Source organism: Winogradskyella sp. ECml5-4 (assembly GCF_036903175.1).
Lineage (GTDB): Bacteria > Bacteroidota > Bacteroidia > Flavobacteriales > Flavobacteriaceae > Winogradskyella > Winogradskyella damuponensis.
Genome location: NZ_JAYJLF010000006.1, coordinates 71,640 through 92,026, shown reverse-complemented (window position 1 = coordinate 92,026; position 20,387 = coordinate 71,640). Strand labels below are relative to the sequence as shown.

Here is a 20,387-nt window from a genome sequence, read left to right as displayed (position 1 = left end):
TATTTTTTTATGCAATTAGAATCGTATTTTTACAACTATGACAGACCCATTTGACGACACTTATTTTATGAAACGTGCCCTTCAGGAAGCTGAGGCTGCTTTTGAAAAAGGCGAAATTCCGGTTGGATCGGTTATTGTAGTAGAAAATAGAATTATTGCAAGAACACATAACCTTACAGAATTATTAAACGATGTAACAGCACATGCCGAAATGCAGGCTATAACATCTGCTGCTAATTTTTTAGGAGGAAAATATTTAAATAAATGTACCTTATACGTGACTTTAGAACCTTGTCAAATGTGTGCTGGTGCGCTGTATTGGAGTCAAATTTCTAAGATCGTTTATGGAGCTTCAGATGTACAAAGAGGCTTTAAAACATTAGGAACGACATTACATCCTAAAACAGAAGTTGTGAGCGGAATTTTAGCAGAAGAAGCTTCTGCTTTAATGAAACGTTTTTTTATTGAAAAGCGTAACTTAAATTAATTTTAAACAAAACAGTATAGTTATCATGAAAAAACATCCATTACTAATAATACTAGCTTTAATATGTGTTGTAAGTTGTAAATGCCATAAAACAGCTGTAAATAATGCAAAAATGACCACTGTAGAATCTGTTTTAATTGCAAAGGGCAATCTTTATGGTGCTGGTAAAGAAGGGTTAACAAAGCAGAATATGATTATAGAAAACCAAAGTGATTGGGAGGATCTGATGCATCAGATGAATAAGGTTAATAATGTCTCTGATGGTTTTTCTGAAACTAAAGTTGATTTTTCAAAATATACAATCATTGCAGTGTTTAATACTGTAAAAGGAAGTGGTGGTAATAGTATAGAATTGGCTGTGACAAATACGTCTGAAAAGATTATTGTTAAAGTGATGTACAATAGTCCTACGGGAAATGCAACGAGTGTGATGACGCAACCTTTTTATATTACTAAGATTGCTAAAACAGATTTGCCTATAGTTTTTGAATAGTTGTATGACGTCTTTGAGTTCGTAATAGAGCAAAAAAAACGCTCAACCATTGGTTGAGCGTTGAAACTTGTAAGATATATTACTTATAGTACTTGCACATTTGCAGCTACTAATCCTTTTCTTCCTTCTTCTTCGTCGTACTCTACTGTGTCACCTTCGCGTAATTCTACGCCATTAAGGTTTGATACATGTACGAAGATGTCTTTTCCTGTTTCTTCGTTGGTAATGAATCCAAATCCTTTTGAATCATTAAAAAATTTAACTGTTCCAGTCATTATAATATAAATAAAAATTAAAGTGCAAAGATAATATAAAAATAAAGTCCACTGTTAATAAATCGTTTTATTTTGTTTTATATCACGATAATAGAAACAGAATTTAATAAATCACGTTCTAGAATCACGCTGATTTTCGCGCATCTTGTCAAGATTTTCTTTAGAAAGCATATAGTCCTTAACATCTTTATCTTTCCACCTATAATAGGAGAACAATGGAAAAACAACGAAGAATAAACCTACAACTCCAAAGCCAATTAGTTTTTGATGGTAAGGCACATCTAATAAAAAACCACAAGCAATACTAGTTATTGAGGAGACAAGTGCAATAAAGGTGATGATTTTTATAGGTTTCATTCAAAATTTTTTATTCAATTGTCTATATAGACTTAAGATGTAAAGTTAATTAATTCGTTACGATAAGCGGTTAGTAATTTTGATTTTGATACAAAACCGTAATAACAGCCTTCTTTTATTACGGGTAAATTCCAAGCTCCGCTATCTTGAAATTTTTTCATCACAGCTTTCATTGTATCTTTTTCGTAATCGATATAATTTGGCGGGTTGTGCATAAAAGTTTCTACCGAAGTAGAATCGTATAACGACTGATCAAACATTACAGTTCTAATATCATCTAACAGAATTATTCCTACTAAACGCTTATAACTATCGACTACAGGAAATAAATTCCGACTGGATTTAGAGACGCCTTTATGAAGCATTTCTCCTAAGGTCATTTCTGGGTTTAATGCAATAAAATCTTTTTCTATAACACTATCTAACTGCATCATCGTAAGAACACTTTGGTCTTTATCATGTGTTAATAAATCTCCACGTTCTGCCAATTCGCGCGTGTAAATTGTATGTTCCATATAATTTTTTGTAATCATATATGAAATTGCGACTGTAATCATTAGCGGTAAAAATAAAATATAACCACCAGTAATTTCGGCTATTAAAAATATAGCGGTTAATGGAGCATGAATCACTCCGGCAATTAGTCCGGCCATTCCAATGAGTGTAAAATTAGCTTCAGATACCTGATGTCCAAGTCCAATATTATTAATGATTTTGGCAACAACATTACCTAAAGCACTTCCCATAACCATCGTTGGTACAATAACTCCTCCAACACCTCCTGCGGCAAATGTGGTAGTCATGGCTATCGCTTTAAATATGGTAAAACCAATGAGTAATACAATAACAACCCAAATATTGTCAACGTATTTGTCAAAAGGATTATCGCCTAAGGCGTGTAGGTAATTACCTTCAAATAAGTCTTTAGTAAAACTTAAACCTTCCCCATAAAGTGGAGGGATAAAATAAAGCATAATACCAATAGCAACTCCACCAACTAAAAGTTTTGTAAAGCGTGATTTAAAGCGGTCGAAAAAGGCATAAACAGCAAAATATATTTTGGTGAAATATATGGATGCTATCCCTGTTCCTAAACCTAGTAACATATAGAGTGGAGTGTCTTTTGGATTGAATTTTTCCGTAACATTAAAGTTAAAAAGTAACTCATCTCCTAAAAAGAAATAAGAGGTTAAAACAGAAGATATAGAAGCAATTAACAAGGGTAGTAGTGCCGCAAATGTAAGATCTAAACTAAAAATTTCAACAGCTAATACAATTGCTGCAATTGGAGATTTAAACATAGATGCTACAGCAGCAGCGGTTGCACAAGCAATAAGTAATGTTCTTGTTTTTTTATCAACGTGTAAAATCCGACTTAAATTAGAGCTTAAAGCAGAACCAGAGGTTATAGCAGGTCCTAATAACCCAACAGAACCACCAAAACCTACTGTTAAAGGTGCCATTATTAAGGGATGGTAAATAAGTTTATAAGATAATAGCCCTTTTTGTCTCAATAAAGAATAAAGTAATGATGGAATAGCTCGCTTTATAAAAGGTGGAATTGATGGTGTCATTCCTTTTTTAAATAGATATTTAGCTATGAGGTATACCAAGAATAAACCAATAACAGGGAGTATAAAATAGAGCTGATTTTGAGAAAAAATAATACCTTTTTCTAATCCCTTTTGAATGGTGAAAGTGATGTTTTTTAAAGTTACAGCTGCAACACCTGTAAGCAATCCAACAAGAACACTTAACAGGTAAACAAAGTTCTTTTGCGATATATATTTGTATCGTAATAATAGAAATTGTTTTATGAAAGATTTCGTTGGCATCTTATTTCAAAAAAAAACTGTAGGTTGTACTTCGACAAAGCTCAGTAATCAACCTACAGGTTTAACCTATTTATTTTATTGAGCTTACTACACTCTTATACCAAATATACAATTTTGAGGAAGCAATTCCTAAAGGGAGTATTTATTGTTTCAAATTCAATTTTAAACTCAGTTCCTTTAGTTGTTCATTATCAATTGATGCAGGAGCATCAATCATAACATCGCGTCCTGAATTATTTTTAGGAAAAGCAATAAAGTCTCTAATTGTTTCTTGGCCTCCTAAAATAGCTACTAATCTATCCAATCCAAAAGCAATACCTCCGTGTGGTGGTGCACCATATTCAAAAGCATCCATAAGGAAACCAAATTGAGCTCTTGCTTCTTCTTCAGAAAAACCTAAATGTTTTAACATTATGGCTTGTGTTGCTTTGTCATGGATTCTTATAGAGCCTCCACCAATTTCATTTCCGTTTAAGACTAAATCATAAGCATTGGCTTTTACTTCGCCTGGATTAGTGTCTAGTAATTCTAATTGACCTGGTTTTGGAGATGTAAAAGGGTGGTGCATAGCGTGGTATCGTTCGGTGTCTTCGTCCCATTCTAGCAATGGAAAATCCATAACCCAAAGAGGAGCAAATTCATTAGGTTTTCTAAGACCTAATTGTGTTGCTAACTCCATGCGTAAAGCACTTAATTGTGCTCTTACTTTATTTTTATCGCCAGACAATACACATACTAAATCACCTGCTTTTGCGCCTGTAATTTCTGCCCATTTGGCTAAATCTTCTTGGTCGTAAAATTTGTCTACTGAAGATTTAAACGAACCGTCATCATTACAACGCGAATAAATCATGCCTAAAGCACCAACTTGTGGGCGCTTTACCCATTTAATTAAGTTATCAATTTCTTTTCTCGTGAATTTATTACCACCAGGAACAGCAATACCAACCACTAGCTCTGCAGAATTAAATACACCAAAGTCTTTATGTTGTGTAACATCGTTTAATTCGCCAAACTCCATTCCAAATCTAATGTCTGGTTTGTCGTTTCCGTACAAACGCATGGCATCATCATAAAGTATTCTTGGGAATTTTTCTACTTCAACACCATTAATTTCTTTTAATAAATGACGTGTTAAACCTTCAAACGTATTTAAAATATCTTCTTGTTCTACAAATGCCATTTCACAATCTATTTGTGTAAATTCTGGCTGTCTGTCTGCACGTAAATCTTCGTCTCTAAAACATTTTACAATCTGAAAGTATTTATCCATGCCACCAACCATTAATAATTGTTTAAAGGTTTGAGGAGATTGTGGTAATGCGTAAAATTGGCCTTCATTCATACGAGATGGTACCACAAAATCACGTGCACCTTCTGGTGTTGATTTTATTAAATAAGGGGTTTCTACTTCAATAAAATCTTCATTAGACAAATAATTTCTAACCGCTTGCGCAACCTTATGTCTTAAGATTAAACTGTTTTTTACGGGATTACGACGAATATCTAAATAGCGATATTTCATACGTACATCATCTCCACCATCGGTTTTATCTTCAATGGTAAAAGGTGGAACTAAAGACGTATTTAAAATAGTTAATTCTGAAACTAATAATTCAATATCTCCAGTTGGAATGTTTGGGTTTTTAGAAGCACGTTCAACCACTGTACCTTTAACTTGAATAACGTATTCGCGACCTAGCTTAGACGCTTTTTCCATTAAGTCTTTAGAAGTACGCTCTTCATCAAAGTAAAGTTGCGTTATACCATAGCGATCTCTAAGATCTAGGTAAATCATAAATCCTTTGTCTCTAATTCCTTGAACCCAACCAGAAAGTGTTACTTCTGTATTGCTGTGTGATGCTCTTAATTCACCACAATTGTGACTTCTGTACATATTGAAATTTTAATTTTATTCATCGTTGCTAATGCTTTGATGAATGCGGTTGCAAATTTAATCAACTTAAGGTATAAACAAATAAAAAAGCCTCAACAATTGTTAAGGCTCTCTTTTGGTTCATTTATTAACATTGAGTTTTAACTGTTATTTTCATCCAATCTCTTATTCATATTAAATGTTTCCTGAGGTATAACTTCGTTTGTTGAAGCCACTTTAGATTTGTTCATCCACATTTTTAGTTTAACACTTAAATAAAACAGAATTGGAACTACAATTAATGTTAAGAATGTTGCTATTAACAGGCCGTAGATAACGGTCCAAGCTAATGGTCCCCAAAATACTACGTTGTCTCCTCCCATATAAATGTTTGGATTAAAATCTGCAAACAGCGTAAAGAAGTTAATGTTTAGCCCAATTGCTAACGGAATTAACCCTAGAATAGTTGTGATTGCAGTTAATAAAACAGGTCTTAAACGTGCTTTTCCTGCGGTAACGATACTTTCAAAAAGGTCTTCGTTAGTTAGGTATTGATCTTCATTTAAATTGAGTTGATTTTTCTTTCGATCTATTAAAAGTTGTGCATAATCTAAGAGTACCACCCCGTTATTTACTACAATTCCGGCTAAAGAAATTATCCCAACCATCGTCATCATAATCACAAAAGCACTTCCTGAAAGTACAATACCACCAAATACACCAATAAAACTCAAGAAAATGGCAATCATAATAATGGTTGGTTTAGAGATAGAGTTGAATTGAAATATTAAGATGAAGAAAATTAATCCAAGTCCCGTGAAAAACGCTCCCATTAAGAATGCCATTTGTTTGTTCTGCTCTTCAATTTGACCTGTATAATCAATATGAATATCTTCTGATAACCCCTTGTAACTTTTCATTTCATTTTGAATTTGGGTTACAATGGCTTGCGCATCTGTATAGCCAGGTGATAAAGCAGAATAAACGGTAACGACTCGCTTAGTTGCTTTATGTTTTATAGCACTAAATCCAGAGTTGTTTTTTTGTTTCGCAACTGTTGATAAAGGAATCTCTTTAATCTGACCTGTGTTATCTCTAAAGGTTATATTCTGATTAAAAAGCGCACTTTTATCATAACGTGTATTTTCATTAAAGCGCACATAAATGTCAAAATCATCACCATCTTCTTTGTATATTCCTGCTTTAGAACCAAATATAGAATTACGCAATTGGTCTCCAATTTGTTTGGCAGAAACACCTAATTCTCCGGCTTTTTTACGGTCAATTTCAACTTGCATCGTTGGTTTGTCCTTGTTAACATCGATTTTAAGTTCGTCAATTCCTGCAATGTTTTTAGAATTAACAAAAGCACGCATTTGTTCTGCTGTTGCAATTAATTCATTATAATCATTACCTATGATTTCAATGTTAATAGGCGAGCCAGCAGGTGGTCCATCTGCATTTTTCTCTACAGAAATTAAAACCCCAGGATAAATACCAACTAAGGCTTCTTGTACTTTTTGACGTAAGAGCTCACTGTCTTCTCCACGACGGAATTTGTACTCGCGCATAGAAGCTGTTATCTTAGCTTTATGTGGCATTTCTGCACCAGAACCCATATCGGTTTGAGGATTTCCTGCACCTTCACCTACTTGAGAAACAGCACTTTCTACTAAGAAGTTTCTTCCGTTTTCCATAAACCGGTCAGCATTAATAACCTCATAAACACGCTGTTCAATCTGTGCCGTTATAGCATTGGTTTTTTCAATGGCTGTTCCTTGTGGATATTCTATGTAGACAATAATCTGATTGGGTTTGTTATCTGGAAAAAATTCAACTTTAGTACGTTGTGTAGAAAGTGAAATTCCAAAGGCTATAAATGCCGCAATCAATAATAGGAAGGTTCCAATACTTAAAATATAAGGTTGTTTTTTAGATAATGCACTTCGTAAACGACGCTCGTACCAATTTTCAAGTCTTACTAATGCTTTAGTTTGAAAGCTATTTGCCCATCTTCTGATGAAAAAACGGTATGCCCAAAGCATAATCGCTGTGAATACCATAATAGTTCCTAAACCACGATATGTACCACCGAAAACTAAAATTATAATTCCAATAACGGCAACTATAATTGTGGTTTTAATAATTTGATTTAGAGGCATGTCCTTGTCTTCAGTGGTCATGTAACGCGATACTAATACCGAATTAAAGAAGATAGCCACAAATAAAGACGAGCCTAAAACAATAGAAAGGGTTATTGGTAGAATTTTCATAAATTCTCCCATAATACCAGGCCATAGGCCTAAGGGTACAAAAGCGGCTACGGTTGTTGCTGTTGAAATAATAATAGGAAATGCAATTTCTCCAATACCTTTTTTTGCAGCCTCAATACGGCTCATGCCTTCATCTTCCATTAAACGGTAAACGTTTTCTACAACTACAATTCCGTTGTCTACTAACATTCCTAATCCCATAATAAGTCCAAAAAGCACCATTGTGTTTAAACTATAGCCAATCATGCCTAATATCATTAATGACATAAACATAGACATTGGTATAGCAAAACCAACAAATAAGGCATTTTTAAACCCTAAAAAGAACATTAATACGGTAACGACCAAGATAACACCAAAGATGATGTTGTTTACTAAATCATCTACTTGACCAATTGTTACAGAAGATTGATCATTGGTAATGGTGACTTCTACGTCTTGAGGGAATTCGTTATCAATAGCATCTTGTACAATAACTTGAATTTGTTCTGCAGCAGCAACCATGTTTTTACCAGCACGCTTTTTAACGTCTAGCATTACAACAGGTTTTCCAGATTTTCTAGCATAAGTGGTTTTGTCTTCTTCGTGAAAAGAAACGGTTGCTACATCTTTTAAATAAATAGAATTTCCGTTTTCAGATTTAACTACAAAATCATTCAGCTCTGAAGGAGATTCAATTTCACCTATAATTCTAATGGTACGTCTTTGTCCACTTGCTTTTAAATTTCCGGCAGATTGTGTTATGTTTCCATTTCCAATAGCACCAAGGATATCATTAAAAGTAACTTTGGCTGCCATCATTTTATAAATGTCAACGGCAACTTCTACTTCTTTGTCCTGAGCTCCACGAATATCTGCTTTTTTAATTTCTTGTAAATCTTCAATTTCATCTTGAAGATATTCGGCATAATCTTTTAATTTTTCAATTGGATAATCACCAGAAATATTAATATTTAGAATTGGCATTTCTTCAGAAAGACTCAATTCAAAAACATCTGGTTCTACTTTTGCTCCGTTAAATGTTGGCCAATCTTCACTAGCGGTTTCAGAATCAATTTCGTCTTTAACCTTCTGTTTGGCCTGTTCTACTGTGATATTTTCATCAAACTCTATGATAACCATAGAATAATCTTCTTGAGATGTCGAAGTGATTTCTACAAGATTACTCACGGTTTTTAGTCGGTCTTCTACAGGGTCGGTTATTAACTTTTCAATGTCTTCAGCGGTGTTTCCTGGGTAAATTGTGCTGACATAAATTTTAGTCTCGTTTACCTCTGGAAATGATTCTCTTGGCATATCGAAGAAAGCCGAAATTCCCAAATAGAAAAAGACAGCAATAAGCACATACATCGTGGTTTTATTATTAATTGCCCACGACGACCACGCAAATTCTTTTTCTGTGTTTTTTTTATTATTAGTCATTTAAGTTTGTTTTTTAGACTATAGAATTAGTGTTTAATTACTTTAGAAGAATAGAATCCTTCCATTATTTTTCGTCTATTTCAAGGACTTTTACAGATTGCGTATCTCTAACACTTCTTGCTCCTTCTTTAATAATTTCAGCTCCTGGTTCTAGACCTTTTAAAACTTCAATAACGTCATCTTGTGTTTTTCCTGTCTCAATAATTATTCGTTGTGCAGTACCAATTCCTTTAGAATCTTTGTTAGATACGATATAAACGTATTGTTCTCCTTCTGAATTTTCAGAAACAACACTTTGTGGAATTAATAAGGCATTTTCGTTTGTATAATCGTTAATTTTTAATCGTGCAGATAAATTAGGCTTTATAGATTTGTCATTATTTGGTATTTCAACTTCAATCTTAAAAGTTCGGTTTGCAGGATTTATGAAGTCTCCGGCTTGACGAATTTTGGTTTCTATTGTTTTGCCTAAAACCGGAATGTTTACAGAAACACTTTTGCCTTTTGTAACATCAGAAACATAACGTTCTGGGACTTCGGTTTCAATGTACATATTGTCTAAATTAACAATTCGCATTAATGGGGTTTGCCCTGCGCCAACGACGCTTCCTTGTTCTGTAATGATATCATCAATGGTACCAGAAAAAGGTGCTTTAACATTTGTTTTAGCAATTTGTTGTTTTAATTGATTTACGGCTTCTTGTTGCGATTCGTAAGTAGATTTTGATTGTAAAAACTGAATTTCACTACCTATATTTTGTTCCCAAAGACGTTTTTGGCGTTCGTAAGTCGTTTTTGCTAAATCGGATTGAATTTTTAATTGTGCTAATTGTTGGCTTAATCCACCATCGTCTATTTTGGCTAAGATTTGCCCTTTAGTTACATTTTGCCCTTCCTTTACGTAAACATGTGTTAAAATACCATTGTATTCTGGTGTGATGGTTAAAAGATTTTTTGTGGTTACGTTTCCTTGAAGTTCTAAAACATGATTAAAAACTTCGGCTTGAGCCTTAAAAGTTGTGATTAATGGTACATGTTTTACAGTGTCTAAAGCTTTAATTTTCTCATCTAAGCGTTTTATTTTATCATTAATGGCTTGTTGTTCGCCAACAAGTTCTCCTCTTTTTGCTCTAATGGTTTCTAAATTACCACTTTCAATGACGGTTTCTACAGAGTTTTTCTTTTCGCCTCCACAAGAGAGAAAAAGAAAAGTAATGGCTATTATTGAATATATATTTTTCATGTTAAATGTGATGATTGATTAATTTTGAGTTGGTGTATTTAAAACGGTTTCTAAAGCTGCTTTTGTGTTTATAACATCTAGCATAGCTTGTAGGAGTTCTTGTTGTGCAGAGTATAGCTGTGTTTGTGCTTGTCTGAGTTCAAAACTAGAACCAATACCTTCAAAAAATTTGGTTTGGTTTTTGGTTTCAATACGTTCGGCTAGTGCTAAATTCTCTTTTTTATTTTCATAATCTTCAATAGCAAATTGATAATCGCTTTGTGCTGATGCAATTTGAAGTTTAATGCGTTGTTCGGTTTCTGTTAAGTCGGTTTCTGCTTTTTCTAAGTTTATTTTTGCCCGTTGTGTTGAAGCGCTTCTTTTGCCCGAACTAAAAATTGGAATGTTAAGGTTAACACCAAATGCAGAAGTTCCTATCCAACGTTGTTCTTTGTCAAAATAACTAAAGTCGTTACTGTTGGCGATATAAGCACCATTAATATACGCACTTAATGTTGGGAGTGCCTTACTCATCTCAAGTTTTACGAGTAATTCTTTAGAGATTTTGTCATTATTCGCAATTTTATAATCGATAGTATTTTCTACATTGTTTTCAATGTTTAGAATATCGAGATCTATATTATTATCGGTTAAAGACTCTAAGGTGTCGGTTAAAATTGTATTGCTAGATACATCAATACCTAAATTAATATTTAGCATTTGAAGCGCAATATTTTGAAGGCGCTCGGTTTTATTTAAATTACTTTTTAAACCCGAAAGTGTAATTTGTAATTGCTCAACGCTTTCCTCTTCTTCTAATCCATTTTCATAAATTTTTTGAGTTTCGTAAAGGTTTTTTTCTAATACAATTACGTTTCGTTTTAAAATTTCAACGCTTTCGTTGGCTAGTAATACATTTCCGTAAGCATTAATCACGGCTTTTCTAACTTCTAAATCTGTTTTGGTTTTTGCATTTTCGGAAATTTCTAAAAATACTTTAGCCGATTGCAAGCCTACAAGGTAAGAGCCGTCAAAAATAAGTTGATTTAATGTTATCGATGGACTTACAGACTGCTTTGCACCAAAATCTACAATACCATCTTGATCAAAATCAATAGCATCAAATTGTTGCTTAATATTGTTGGTGTAATCAATCTTGGCATTAATTTGAGGTAAACCAGTAGCTGTGGTTTCCCATTTTTGCTTTTTAGCTGCTTCAATATCTCGAGCAGCATTTATAGCAGATCTATTATTTTCTAAGGCATAGTCAATTGCTTCTTGTAATGATAGACTTTTGGGTAGCTCTTGTGTAAATCCTGTTTGAAAAATAATAAAACCTATTATTAGCGTTAGTGTTTTTTTCATAGGTTATTTAGATTGGTGTTTAATTTTGTTAGTGTTTCTAATCCTTTTTCGGAGCAGATACCTCTTAAATGGTATTCTATATAATTGTTCATTAACATTGGCATTGAAAAGTTTTCGTGTGGAAAAAGGTCCTGATCTTTTAAAGAAATCATACCGTTAAAGTAAAGTCGTGCTATAAAATCTATGTCTATAGAATCTCTGTAAAGATGCTGAGTAACGCCACGTTCTAAGTTACGAGTAACGCAGCCAAGCATTTTTTCGAACTGCTTCTTTTTTAGTGAGTTATAAATTTTAGGGTAATACTTTTGAAGCTGATACTGAGGTGATGATTTTTCATCTTTTAAATGAAGCATAACAAAGCGCTTAATCTCATAGATCTCTTCAATTGGGTTTTTATTGAGCTCACAAATACAATCTATACCGTGTGAAATATTTTCAAAAACATACATTGCAGTGGCTTCAACTAATTTTGTTTTATTCTGAAAATGCTGGTAAATGGTTTTTTTAGAAATACCCATTTCATTAGCAATGTCATCCATAGTAACACTCTTAAACCCTAGGTTTAAGAACAAATCAGTAGACTTAAATATTATTTTCTCTTTCATTTTTAATCTTCCTTGCTAACGGAACTTTTTTATTATTGCGCAAAGCTACAATAGGAAACTTTAAAAACCAAAAAAGTTTCCTAAGTTTTAATGGTTTTTTAACATAGCCAACATTAGCTTAAAATATGTTTAAAAGATTATTTTTGTCTTATGCAACATATTGAACACTATCAAAAGCCTTTTCTAAAATATTTAGAAGGTTTTATCGTAAATAAAGAACCTAAAAATTTATACAGTCCTATTAATTATATTCTTCAATTAGGAGGAAAGCGGTTACGACCAATTTTAACCTTAATGACAGCTGATGTTTTTGGTGGAAATGTGCCAAAAGCTATGGATGCAGCTTTATCTATTGAGGTTTTTCATAATTTTTCATTAGTACATGATGATATTATGGATGATGCACCTTTACGAAGGGGAGAACAAACGGTTCATGAAAAGTGGAATTTAAATACAGGAATACTTTCTGGTGATGCCATGCTAATTATGGCTTATCAACTATTTGAAAATTATGATCCGCAAACATTTCAGGCGTTAGCTAAATTATTTAGTAAAACGGCTTTAGAGGTTTGTGAAGGACAGCAATATGATATTGATTTTGAAACACGAGATGATGTTACGATTCCCGAATATCTTAAAATGATAGAATATAAAACAGCTGTTTTGGTTGGTGCTGCCATGAAAATGGGAGCGATTGTAGCAAATGCTTCTATTGAAGATCAAAATTCTATTTATGAATTTGGACGACTTTTAGGAATTGCATTCCAATTGCAAGACGATTATTTGGATGCTTTTGGTAATCCTGAAACTTTTGGTAAGCAGGTAGGTGGAGATATTATTGAAAATAAAAAGACATATTTATACCTTAAAACAATAGCGTTAGGATCTGATGATGATAAAGTGAATTTAAAGACTTTTATGTCAAACTTAGAATTGCCTAACACTAATAAGGTTGAAAAAGTAAAGCAATTATTTACTAATTCTGGTGCAAAAGAAGCAACTCAAAATGCAGTAAAAGACTACACTAGCAAAGCATTTGAAGTTTTAGAAAGATTAGAGATTCCTGAAGAGAAAAAGCAATCACTGAGGTTGTTTGGAGAACAATTAATGAATAGACGTGTATAATTCATATATGAGTTTACCATCAAATTTTGAAGATTTAATATCTGAAGCCGAAGGTTTAAACCTATACAAAAAACTTATTGTTCAACTCAATAAAGATGTGTTGTATGCTAATATTGACCTAGAGTTTGACGAAGAAACCTTGCCAACGAGCTTAAGGTTTGTGTTGCAAGAAACGGTTTTTAACTTAATAAATTCTAAGTTTTCAGACTATCTCAATTTACTATATATTGTAGATGTTTCCGAAGCAAAAATTAAATCTTTAGATGGTAGTGATACTTTAAAATTATCTGAAGAGGTTACTTTTATGATTTTGCAACGCGAATGGCAAAAAGTTTGGTATAAGGCTAAATATTCTTAATTAAAATTATGAGTATTTTTTATTGAAAAACAAAAGACAAATTCATATAAAAATTACGACCTTGTCTCGGAAAGTTATTCCAATCGGCATAGGTAGAATATTTGGCATCTAATATATTTTCAATACCATATTTTAAGACTGTTTTTCCGAGTTTATTATAAAATACATTCCCTAAATTAAGGTTTAATATTGCATAATCAGCAGTTTTGTTTTCGCCATACTTACGGCTGTAATTACTTTGGGTTCCGTTGCCATCTAGTTGCAATGCGGCAGTAAATTTAGCTGTGTTGTAATTGAATTCAGCAAAGTAAGAAATCGGTTTTATAAGTGGTAAGTTTTCGCCATCATTTCCTTTTCCATAATTGTAGCCAACCGTTCCGTTGATTGCAAAACGTTCCGATATTTTATAACTACTATTTACATAGGTATTAAAAATAGAAGCATGGTCTAATGCGGTATAAACACGCACACCATTAGCACCAATAGTCATTGAGCTTACGTCTGGCGAAATCTCACCAATAATATAATCCATGATATGGAAGTAAGATGATTCTAAACCAATTTCAAAATCGTTGAATTTCTGTTTAAAACTAAAGTTAGCTTCTAAGGCTTTTTCGTCCTTTAAATTTGGGTTGCCTATATAATCGTAATTGTCAAAACTGTTGAATAAATAAAAACCATAACCTTCACTAACGGAAGGTGCGCGTTCACCATAACCTAAACCAGCAGAGAGATTGTAATTGTCCTTTTTAAGTTGATATGTAGATGCTAAACTCACTAAAAATCTATTGCTTTGTTCGTCTACTTTATCATGGAAAATTTCAAGACTCTGAATGCCAACTTCTTTTGCTATTTTGTTATTGTGATAGCCTAATCTAATAGAAGATGCGAGTGTTTCATCTTCACTAAAATGAAAATCATCTTTAATAAAAATACCAGAATACAGGGTTCTAATGTCTGGCCAAGTGTACATAAACATATCTGGTTCACTTGGGTTATTAGAAAACATGGTCATTTCTGCAAGTGATTTATTATAGAATCCATTAAGGTTAAGTATGAAATGATGTTTCTTTTTTATCAGTTCGGCTTTACTGTAAAACCCATACGTATCGCTCCAACCTGGCATGTCCATTCTTATAGCAACAACAGGTCGCTTTGTATCGTCCATAATATGCGTTATGGTATTAAAATACAATTTGGTTTCTAAGGATTTTAAGACTTTATCTTCAGGTTTGTAATAGTGCGTTAGCGATGCAATTAAAGCTTCAGCTAAAGAAACATCCATTGGCAAAGCAGGATAACCTACATCGGTAGCTTTATCGTAAATAAGGTTAGCATCGACACTTTGAGTTTCAGAAAACTTATAACCTGATTGTAGTGAGAGATTATATTTTTCAAACTGAGAATATAAGATTTCTTCATTGCCACCTGCGTCATAATTATCAGATTTTCTATAAATACCATCTGCGCTAATAAAGAATGTATTGCCTATGTATTCTAAATCTAATCCAGTTGCTTTATAGTTACCATTGGTTTCATAACCTAGGTCTAATCCAGATTTAAAACCAGAACCGTTAAATTTAGAGGATGGTAATTTTAAATCAATGCCACCACCAATTGAATGTCCGTTTTCTGTGCCTTCTTGGCCAGAACCAATAGTGACTTTTTCGAGATTAGAAACATCAACGTAAGACGTTATTGGATCCATTTTATCTGTGCAGGCACCAAAAATTTGCATTCCATCGATAGTCACTACCAGACGCTCGCTTGCCATGTTGTTAATGGTTGGTTCCCAAGCGTAATTACCACGTTTTATCATGGTTATTTTGTTAGATTTTTCAAGATAATCATCAATGCTAGACAGTGTTTTTTCTTGTCTGTGATTGCTTAACTTACGTCTTGAAAGTACGAGGACTTCTTCGAGTTTTGTAGTGTCTTTTTTTGTCTCTTTATTGTTGTCTTGAGTAAATCCTAAAGAAGACAACAGCAGACATAGAATGACTGTTATTAGCGTTTTCATAGCTAAAAATTTTAGTGTTTAAAATCAATGGGTAAAATGTGTTAGAGAAGAAGAGGGGAACCTGAAGAGTCACAACCAGTATTACAGTTGAGATTCTTCACGTCGTGCCTCGTTCTAAATAACAGTAAAGGACAGTTTAGAACTCTAATTCTAAATACAAGCTACTTGCTTCGTTCTCTTCTGTTACGTCTTCTCCTTTTAAAACCTCTCCATTAGCGTTCATTAACTTTAGATTTAGTTTCCAATATCCAGTCATGGTTAATGATAAATCGCCATAGTAAAAATTGTCTGCATTATTAAAGGTTAAATCTGTGTTGTTTGGTGACGAATGATTTCCCATGCCAGGCATACGTGGATCTAAAGCAATAGTATAATCTTCAACAACAGGGAATGTCATCATATCTTGCATTTTAAACAAACCAACTTTCATTTCGTTTACAGCAATACTTGGGTCTTTCGGTTCAACTAGCGCAAGGATATATCTGCTGTCATCGCTGCCTATAAAACTCGCTGTATTTTGATTTTCATATTGCCATACACTAATGGTTTCTGTCACGGAATAGTCGGTGTCATCTATATTATAATTTATGGTTAATGACCAGCCAGAACTATCTTCATTTGTCATTTGGTAAATAATAAAACCTTCGTAAACGGTATCTTTTCCTAAAGCTTTAGAAATTGTAGATTTAGGACAAGAATGTTGCATCGTTGGCATTTGCATCATTGGCATCCAAGAAAGAGTAGCGTCTTCAATATAGCTGCCTGTAGTGTTGTCTTTAAGTCTAAGGCTAATCCTATTGTAGCCAGTTTCAAATAGACCTTTTTCGTTGTAAAGTTCTATGGTTTCGTTACCATTACTTATAGTTTGAATAAGTTCTAAGCCTTCAACTTCATTTATGGTTGATGTATCGTTATCGTCGTCTGTTGAACATGAAAAGAATAATGCAATAAATGCAATTGGTAATATATATTTAAGTTTCATTTTTAATGAATTTAAGTTGTTTTTTTGATGTAATTGTTCTGTTTGAAGCCGATTTGGTTTCAAAAAATGGAAATTTGCGCGTTGTAGAGCTTCAAAAAACTAACTTAAATCTGGTGGAGGTGTGTGGATAGAATAAAAGCCAGAAACAGGTTGTTTTATTCTGTAATGTGTATTGTTTTGGAATCTTGATAATTGACTGAAATTATCAATAGTTTGGTTTGTAGTTTCATAAATAACAAAAACGTCTAAGCGTGTTCTGTCAGTGTCTGGTAGTGGTGCATCTGAACTAGAACTTGTGTTATTTTGTACTAATTGCTTTGCTAAATGACATTTTCCGTTACAACCTTTTTGATCGTCTTTTTGAATACAAAGTGTTTTAGCAATAAAATCTTGGTTTACTATAAAATCGGTTACAATAACCACATTGTTAATATTGTTCGCTAATAAAACGAACGTTAAAAACAAGGCCGTGGCTTTATGTATAACCTTTAATATCATAATTCAAAATTCGGACTATTTTGTCTTTAATTATATGATTTATGTCAGTTAAAGCTATATTTTGAAATATTGAAAATAGGTGGCTGTTAAGCGTTTTAAAGTTGTTACCTTTTTATCTATATCTGACGCATTTTCTAGGTCTTTTATATCTGTAATTTCTTCTAGAATAGGAACGAGTACCACATGAAGCTGGTCGTGTGCTTCGCCTTCCATATCGCAACTTTTAATAATATAACTTGTTTGTTTTGAAAGTACATCGCCTAATGTTTTTCCACTTGTTGACGTATTGTTCTTTAAAATAGAATCAATACGCTTCATGCCAATATGGGTTTCTTCGTTGGCAATCCACTTTTCGTTATGGTTGAGTGTTAGGCCTTCAAGTTGAATGGCTTGAGGTTCTGTTGTGTTGTTTTTGCATGAATAACAACTTAATAACATCATTATAATAATGACTGAATTCAATAATATTCGTTTCATAATTAAAAGTCTTTTTTCTTTGATTTGAATACGATGCGTAAAACTGGCATAATAACCCAAATGGTAAGCATTACGAAAGATACAATTAATCCAAAACTTGTTCCGAAAAATTGTTTAAAAACGGCGCCTGTATAACCTAATAATGCCGAAATGTCTAATTTTAAAAGAATAAGCGTTCGCGATAAATCTATAGGATTTAGCATAGTGCCAATAAGCGATACTTTATCTAATGGATAATCTTCAAAGAAAATTAACGTCATTAGAAAGAGGCCGTCATAAATAACCGCCAAGAACAACCAAAGTAGAATGGCATAACCAAAACCTTTAATTTTATTCTCGTTAGATAACGCTATATTGAAAGCCAAAGCGGTAAAAATTAAGGTTAAAAATGTACCTGTAATTAGTAGAAGAGAAAAATCCCAAATGGCGCTGCTTTCAAATAAACCATAAAACACAAACGGGATGCCTAATCCTAAAATTAAACTCATGGATAATGATAGGGCAACACCTAAATATTGTCCTAAGAATATGGACGAACGTTTAATAGGTTGTGCTAAAAGTAACTCTGTAAATTCCTGTGAATTATAATAATACATCACACCAAAAATGGTACCTATTAATGGTACTAAAACGATGATGACGTTCATTAAGGTAATAACGGCTTTTGATAAGTCATTATTCAAAAACAACAAGACAACACCTAATAATAAATAGAAGGCAAAATACACGTAACTCCAGCGACTACGCATAAGGTCGTAAAAACTATATTTTAATATCTTAAGCATGGTTATCGGTTAATATAGACGCAATCGCATGTTCAAAATCGGGTTGATTGGTCTTGGTTTTTAATTTTTGAATACTACCTTTAAAATAAATTTTGCCTTCAAGGATAAATACAATTTCGTCTGAAATTTCTTCAACAAAACTCATAATGTGTGAGGTGATGAGAATGGTTTTTCCTTTAGCTTTTTCGGCTTTAATTAAATCTTTTAATCTAATGAGTGAAATTGGATCTAAACCGGAAGTTGGTTCGTCTAAAATCACAATTGGGCTATCGAACATAAAGGTTAAAACGAGATTTACTTTTTGTTTGGTTCCACCAGAAAGGTTTCCCAATTTTTTGTCTAAAAAGGGTTTCAATTTAAAAAGATCAATTAAGCGTTCGTCTTCATTGGTGGGTTTTCGTAAATCCTTAATCATTTTGATTAATTCTTTAACACGAAGGTTACTCGGAAAATTGGCTATTTGAGGTAAGTAGTCGATTTTATGTCGGTATTCGGAATTCTTTTTAATGTTTTCGCCAAGCACAGTGATAGTGCCTTTATCAGGAATTACCATACCCAAAACCGATTTTATTAAGGTAGTTTTACCAGAGCCATTTGGACCAAGTACGGCAAAAATTCCACCTTCGCTTATTGATAAATCAACACCACTAAGGACTTGATTCTTTCCAAATTTTTTATGTAGATTTTCAATCGTTACCATGTTAGTTTTTTTATTTGCGGGTTGTTGTCCAATAAGTCATCTGGTGTAAAAACAGGTGATACCTTTTCAGAAAAATCAATGATGTCTATAAACATACTGCGCAACAAAATGATGGTTTCTGGCGTGCGATTTACGATGTATGAAAATAGTTTTACGGGGCGGTAAGGGATATCGCCAATGCCATTTTTATCTAAGTCGTAACCTGTATAACTGCTCCAGTAATTTTTGTCGAATTCATTATCATTGACTTTGCTATTGTAGGCAATATCAAAGGAATTATACAAAAAGTTGTTTTCTGTAAAGATGTTGGTATAGCAGGCGCCTTTAACTTTAATCGCCCAGCCATTATTTTCAAAGGTATTGTGCGTATAATTAATACGGTTAGAACCTTCTACATTAATACCAATGGTGTTGTCTTCAAAGGTGTTGCCTTTAATTTCGGCATCGTTAATTTCCTTCAGCAATAAGCCATAAGAGGCGGTTCCCCAATTTTCTTTAAAACTATTATTAAACATTTTTATACGTCTTGAAAACATCACCGCTACACCAGCTCCATTGTTTTCAAAGGTATTGTCTTCGTATAAATCGTCATTAGAGAACATAAAGTGTAAGCCGTAACGCACGTTTAAAGCACTGACGTTGTTTTTTATGGTGCAAAAATTAGAAAACTCTAAATAAATACCGTCTCTAACATGCTGCACAAAATTATGTTCAATCAGTACGTTTTTACTGTACCAAAGTTGAATACCATTTCCGGAATTATATTCCTCTATAGCTTCACCAATTATTTTGTTGTGAAAGACTTTACCATCTCTTGATTTTTCGATATAAATTCCGAAGAATAACTTTTCTAAAACCAAATTTTGAATCAAGAAATTTTTACTGTTTTTAACACGGATGGCTGCGTAATCTGCAGTATAACTATTACCGACATTAATGATGAATAAACCATCGACAGTAACATTATCTGAAATAATTGTAATGATTTCGCCTTTTAATTCACCATCAATAATTGGATAATTTTCCCCAATGATGGTCAAGGGTTTATCAACGATAACATTATGTTCCTTATAGGTGCCTTTTTTAACGACAATGGTATCAAAATCCTTTGCCTGTGCAATACCATCGCTTAATGTTGAAATAGGGCAGGTTTTGCAAACTTCAACAGTTTGGGCATAAGTAAATTGAGTCATTAAAATGACGGCTAATAAAGCTAAAATATGTTTCATGTT

At 33.1% G+C, this 20,387-nt stretch carries 19 protein-coding genes; 4 read left to right on the top strand and 15 right to left on the bottom strand.

Features of this window, described 5'->3' with window-relative positions:
• Positions 1-37 precede the first annotated feature (37 nt).
• Complete coding sequence (locus tag VDP25_RS06670) at positions 38-487, top strand: nucleoside deaminase (protein ID WP_334468067.1); 450 nt, start codon at positions 38-40, stop codon at positions 485-487.
• Between the two features lie 25 nt (positions 488-512).
• On the top strand, positions 513-980 hold the full coding sequence (locus tag VDP25_RS06665) for a hypothetical protein (protein WP_334468065.1): 468 nt from the start codon (positions 513-515) through the stop codon (positions 978-980).
• A gap of 83 nt (positions 981-1,063) precedes the next feature.
• Here VDP25_RS06665 and VDP25_RS06660 read toward each other — a convergent pair whose 3' ends face one another.
• From VDP25_RS06660 to VDP25_RS06625, 8 genes are all read right to left on the bottom strand, one after another.
• Positions 1,064-1,255, bottom strand: coding sequence for a cold-shock protein (locus VDP25_RS06660; protein WP_020898101.1), 192 nt, complete (start codon positions 1,253-1,255; stop codon positions 1,064-1,066).
• A gap of 111 nt (positions 1,256-1,366) precedes the next feature.
• Complete coding sequence (locus tag VDP25_RS06655) at positions 1,367-1,612, bottom strand: hypothetical protein (protein WP_215928011.1); 246 nt, start codon at positions 1,610-1,612, stop codon at positions 1,367-1,369.
• A gap of 32 nt (positions 1,613-1,644) precedes the next feature.
• A complete protein-coding gene (locus tag VDP25_RS06650) occupies positions 1,645-3,447 on the bottom strand; it encodes a chloride channel protein (protein ID WP_215928010.1) in 1,803 nt (600 codons plus the stop codon).
• A 142-nt stretch (positions 3,448-3,589) separates the two neighbouring features.
• Positions 3,590-5,344: an aspartate--tRNA ligase gene (gene aspS / locus VDP25_RS06645; RefSeq protein WP_334468055.1), complete on the bottom strand. Its 1,755-nt coding sequence runs from the start codon at positions 5,342-5,344 to the stop codon at positions 3,590-3,592.
• 140 nt (positions 5,345-5,484) lie between these two features.
• Positions 5,485-9,018, bottom strand: coding sequence for an efflux RND transporter permease subunit (locus VDP25_RS06640; RefSeq protein WP_334468053.1), 3,534 nt, complete (start codon positions 9,016-9,018; stop codon positions 5,485-5,487).
• A gap of 64 nt (positions 9,019-9,082) precedes the next feature.
• On the bottom strand, positions 9,083-10,261 hold the full coding sequence (locus VDP25_RS06635) for an efflux RND transporter periplasmic adaptor subunit (RefSeq protein WP_215928005.1): 1,179 nt from the start codon (positions 10,259-10,261) through the stop codon (positions 9,083-9,085).
• Positions 10,262-10,279: 18 nt separating this feature from the next.
• Entirely contained in the window at positions 10,280-11,605 is a 1,326-nt protein-coding gene (locus tag VDP25_RS06630) for a TolC family protein (protein WP_334468050.1), read from the bottom strand.
• Positions 11,602-12,210, bottom strand: coding sequence for a TetR/AcrR family transcriptional regulator (locus VDP25_RS06625; protein WP_215928002.1), 609 nt, complete (start codon positions 12,208-12,210; stop codon positions 11,602-11,604). Before VDP25_RS06625 ends, VDP25_RS06630 begins: the two co-directional genes overlap by 4 nt.
• A gap of 150 nt (positions 12,211-12,360) precedes the next feature.
• On the opposite strand from VDP25_RS06625, the gene VDP25_RS06620 reads away from it, so the two are divergent.
• The gene (locus tag VDP25_RS06620) at positions 12,361-13,335 is read left to right on the top strand and encodes a polyprenyl synthetase family protein (protein WP_334468047.1); all 975 of its coding nucleotides are present in this window, start codon (positions 12,361-12,363) and stop codon (positions 13,333-13,335) included.
• Positions 13,336-13,342: 7 nt separating this feature from the next.
• Complete coding sequence (locus VDP25_RS06615; RefSeq protein WP_334468045.1) at positions 13,343-13,693, top strand: hypothetical protein; 351 nt, start codon at positions 13,343-13,345, stop codon at positions 13,691-13,693.
• Positions 13,694-13,712: 19 nt separating this feature from the next.
• Here the strand turns inward: VDP25_RS06615 and VDP25_RS06610 are convergent, their stop codons facing one another.
• The 7 genes from VDP25_RS06610 to VDP25_RS06580 form a co-directional block, all read right to left on the bottom strand.
• Entirely contained in the window at positions 13,713-15,713 is a 2,001-nt protein-coding gene (locus VDP25_RS06610; RefSeq protein ID WP_334468043.1) for a TonB-dependent receptor plug domain-containing protein, read from the bottom strand.
• Positions 15,714-15,849: 136 nt separating this feature from the next.
• Positions 15,850-16,695, bottom strand: coding sequence for a hypothetical protein (locus VDP25_RS06605; protein WP_334468041.1), 846 nt, complete (start codon positions 16,693-16,695; stop codon positions 15,850-15,852).
• Positions 16,696-16,794: 99 nt separating this feature from the next.
• On the bottom strand, positions 16,795-17,193 hold the full coding sequence (locus tag VDP25_RS06600) for a hypothetical protein (RefSeq protein ID WP_334468039.1): 399 nt from the start codon (positions 17,191-17,193) through the stop codon (positions 16,795-16,797).
• Positions 17,194-17,247: 54 nt separating this feature from the next.
• Entirely contained in the window at positions 17,248-17,670 is a 423-nt protein-coding gene (locus VDP25_RS06595) for a hypothetical protein (RefSeq protein ID WP_334468037.1), read from the bottom strand.
• 2 nt (positions 17,671-17,672) lie between these two features.
• On the bottom strand, positions 17,673-18,455 hold the full coding sequence (locus tag VDP25_RS06590) for an ABC transporter permease (RefSeq protein WP_334468035.1): 783 nt from the start codon (positions 18,453-18,455) through the stop codon (positions 17,673-17,675).
• A complete protein-coding gene (locus VDP25_RS06585; RefSeq protein WP_334468034.1) occupies positions 18,448-19,155 on the bottom strand; it encodes an ABC transporter ATP-binding protein in 708 nt (235 codons plus the stop codon). Before VDP25_RS06585 ends, VDP25_RS06590 begins: the two co-directional genes overlap by 8 nt.
• The gene (locus VDP25_RS06580; protein WP_334468033.1) at positions 19,149-20,384 is read right to left on the bottom strand and encodes a nitrous oxide reductase family maturation protein NosD; all 1,236 of its coding nucleotides are present in this window, start codon (positions 20,382-20,384) and stop codon (positions 19,149-19,151) included. Before VDP25_RS06580 ends, VDP25_RS06585 begins: the two co-directional genes overlap by 7 nt.
• Between the last annotated feature and the right edge of the window lie 3 nt (positions 20,385-20,387).

Excerpts from the sequence above, each read along its gene's own strand:
- VDP25_RS06670 (WP_334468067.1), top strand. The coding sequence starts at position 38 with ATGACAGACCCATTTGACGACACTTATTTTATGAAACGTGCCCTTCAG.
- VDP25_RS06665 (WP_334468065.1), top strand. The coding sequence starts at position 513 with ATGAAAAAACATCCATTACTAATAATACTAGCTTTAATATGTGTTGTA.
- VDP25_RS06660 (WP_020898101.1), bottom strand. The coding sequence starts at position 1,255 with ATGACTGGAACAGTTAAATTTTTTAATGATTCAAAAGGATTTGGATTC.
- VDP25_RS06655 (WP_215928011.1), bottom strand. The coding sequence starts at position 1,612 with ATGAAACCTATAAAAATCATCACCTTTATTGCACTTGTCTCCTCAATA.
- VDP25_RS06650 (WP_215928010.1), bottom strand. The coding sequence starts at position 3,447 with ATGCCAACGAAATCTTTCATAAAACAATTTCTATTATTACGATACAAA.
- aspS (WP_334468055.1), bottom strand. The coding sequence starts at position 5,344 with ATGTACAGAAGTCACAATTGTGGTGAATTAAGAGCATCACACAGCAAT.
- VDP25_RS06640 (WP_334468053.1), bottom strand. The coding sequence starts at position 9,018 with ATGACTAATAATAAAAAAAACACAGAAAAAGAATTTGCGTGGTCGTCG.
- VDP25_RS06635 (WP_215928005.1), bottom strand. The coding sequence starts at position 10,261 with ATGAAAAATATATATTCAATAATAGCCATTACTTTTCTTTTTCTCTCT.
- VDP25_RS06630 (WP_334468050.1), bottom strand. The coding sequence starts at position 11,605 with ATGAAAAAAACACTAACGCTAATAATAGGTTTTATTATTTTTCAAACA.
- VDP25_RS06625 (WP_215928002.1), bottom strand. The coding sequence starts at position 12,210 with ATGAAAGAGAAAATAATATTTAAGTCTACTGATTTGTTCTTAAACCTA.
- VDP25_RS06620 (WP_334468047.1), top strand. The coding sequence starts at position 12,361 with ATGCAACATATTGAACACTATCAAAAGCCTTTTCTAAAATATTTAGAA.
- VDP25_RS06615 (WP_334468045.1), top strand. The coding sequence starts at position 13,343 with ATGAGTTTACCATCAAATTTTGAAGATTTAATATCTGAAGCCGAAGGT.
- VDP25_RS06610 (WP_334468043.1), bottom strand. The coding sequence starts at position 15,713 with ATGAAAACGCTAATAACAGTCATTCTATGTCTGCTGTTGTCTTCTTTA.
- VDP25_RS06605 (WP_334468041.1), bottom strand. The coding sequence starts at position 16,695 with ATGAAACTTAAATATATATTACCAATTGCATTTATTGCATTATTCTTT.
- VDP25_RS06600 (WP_334468039.1), bottom strand. The coding sequence starts at position 17,193 with ATGATATTAAAGGTTATACATAAAGCCACGGCCTTGTTTTTAACGTTC.
- VDP25_RS06595 (WP_334468037.1), bottom strand. The coding sequence starts at position 17,670 with ATGAAACGAATATTATTGAATTCAGTCATTATTATAATGATGTTATTA.
- VDP25_RS06590 (WP_334468035.1), bottom strand. The coding sequence starts at position 18,455 with ATGCTTAAGATATTAAAATATAGTTTTTACGACCTTATGCGTAGTCGC.
- VDP25_RS06585 (WP_334468034.1), bottom strand. The coding sequence starts at position 19,155 with ATGGTAACGATTGAAAATCTACATAAAAAATTTGGAAAGAATCAAGTC.
- VDP25_RS06580 (WP_334468033.1), bottom strand. The coding sequence starts at position 20,384 with ATGAAACATATTTTAGCTTTATTAGCCGTCATTTTAATGACTCAATTT.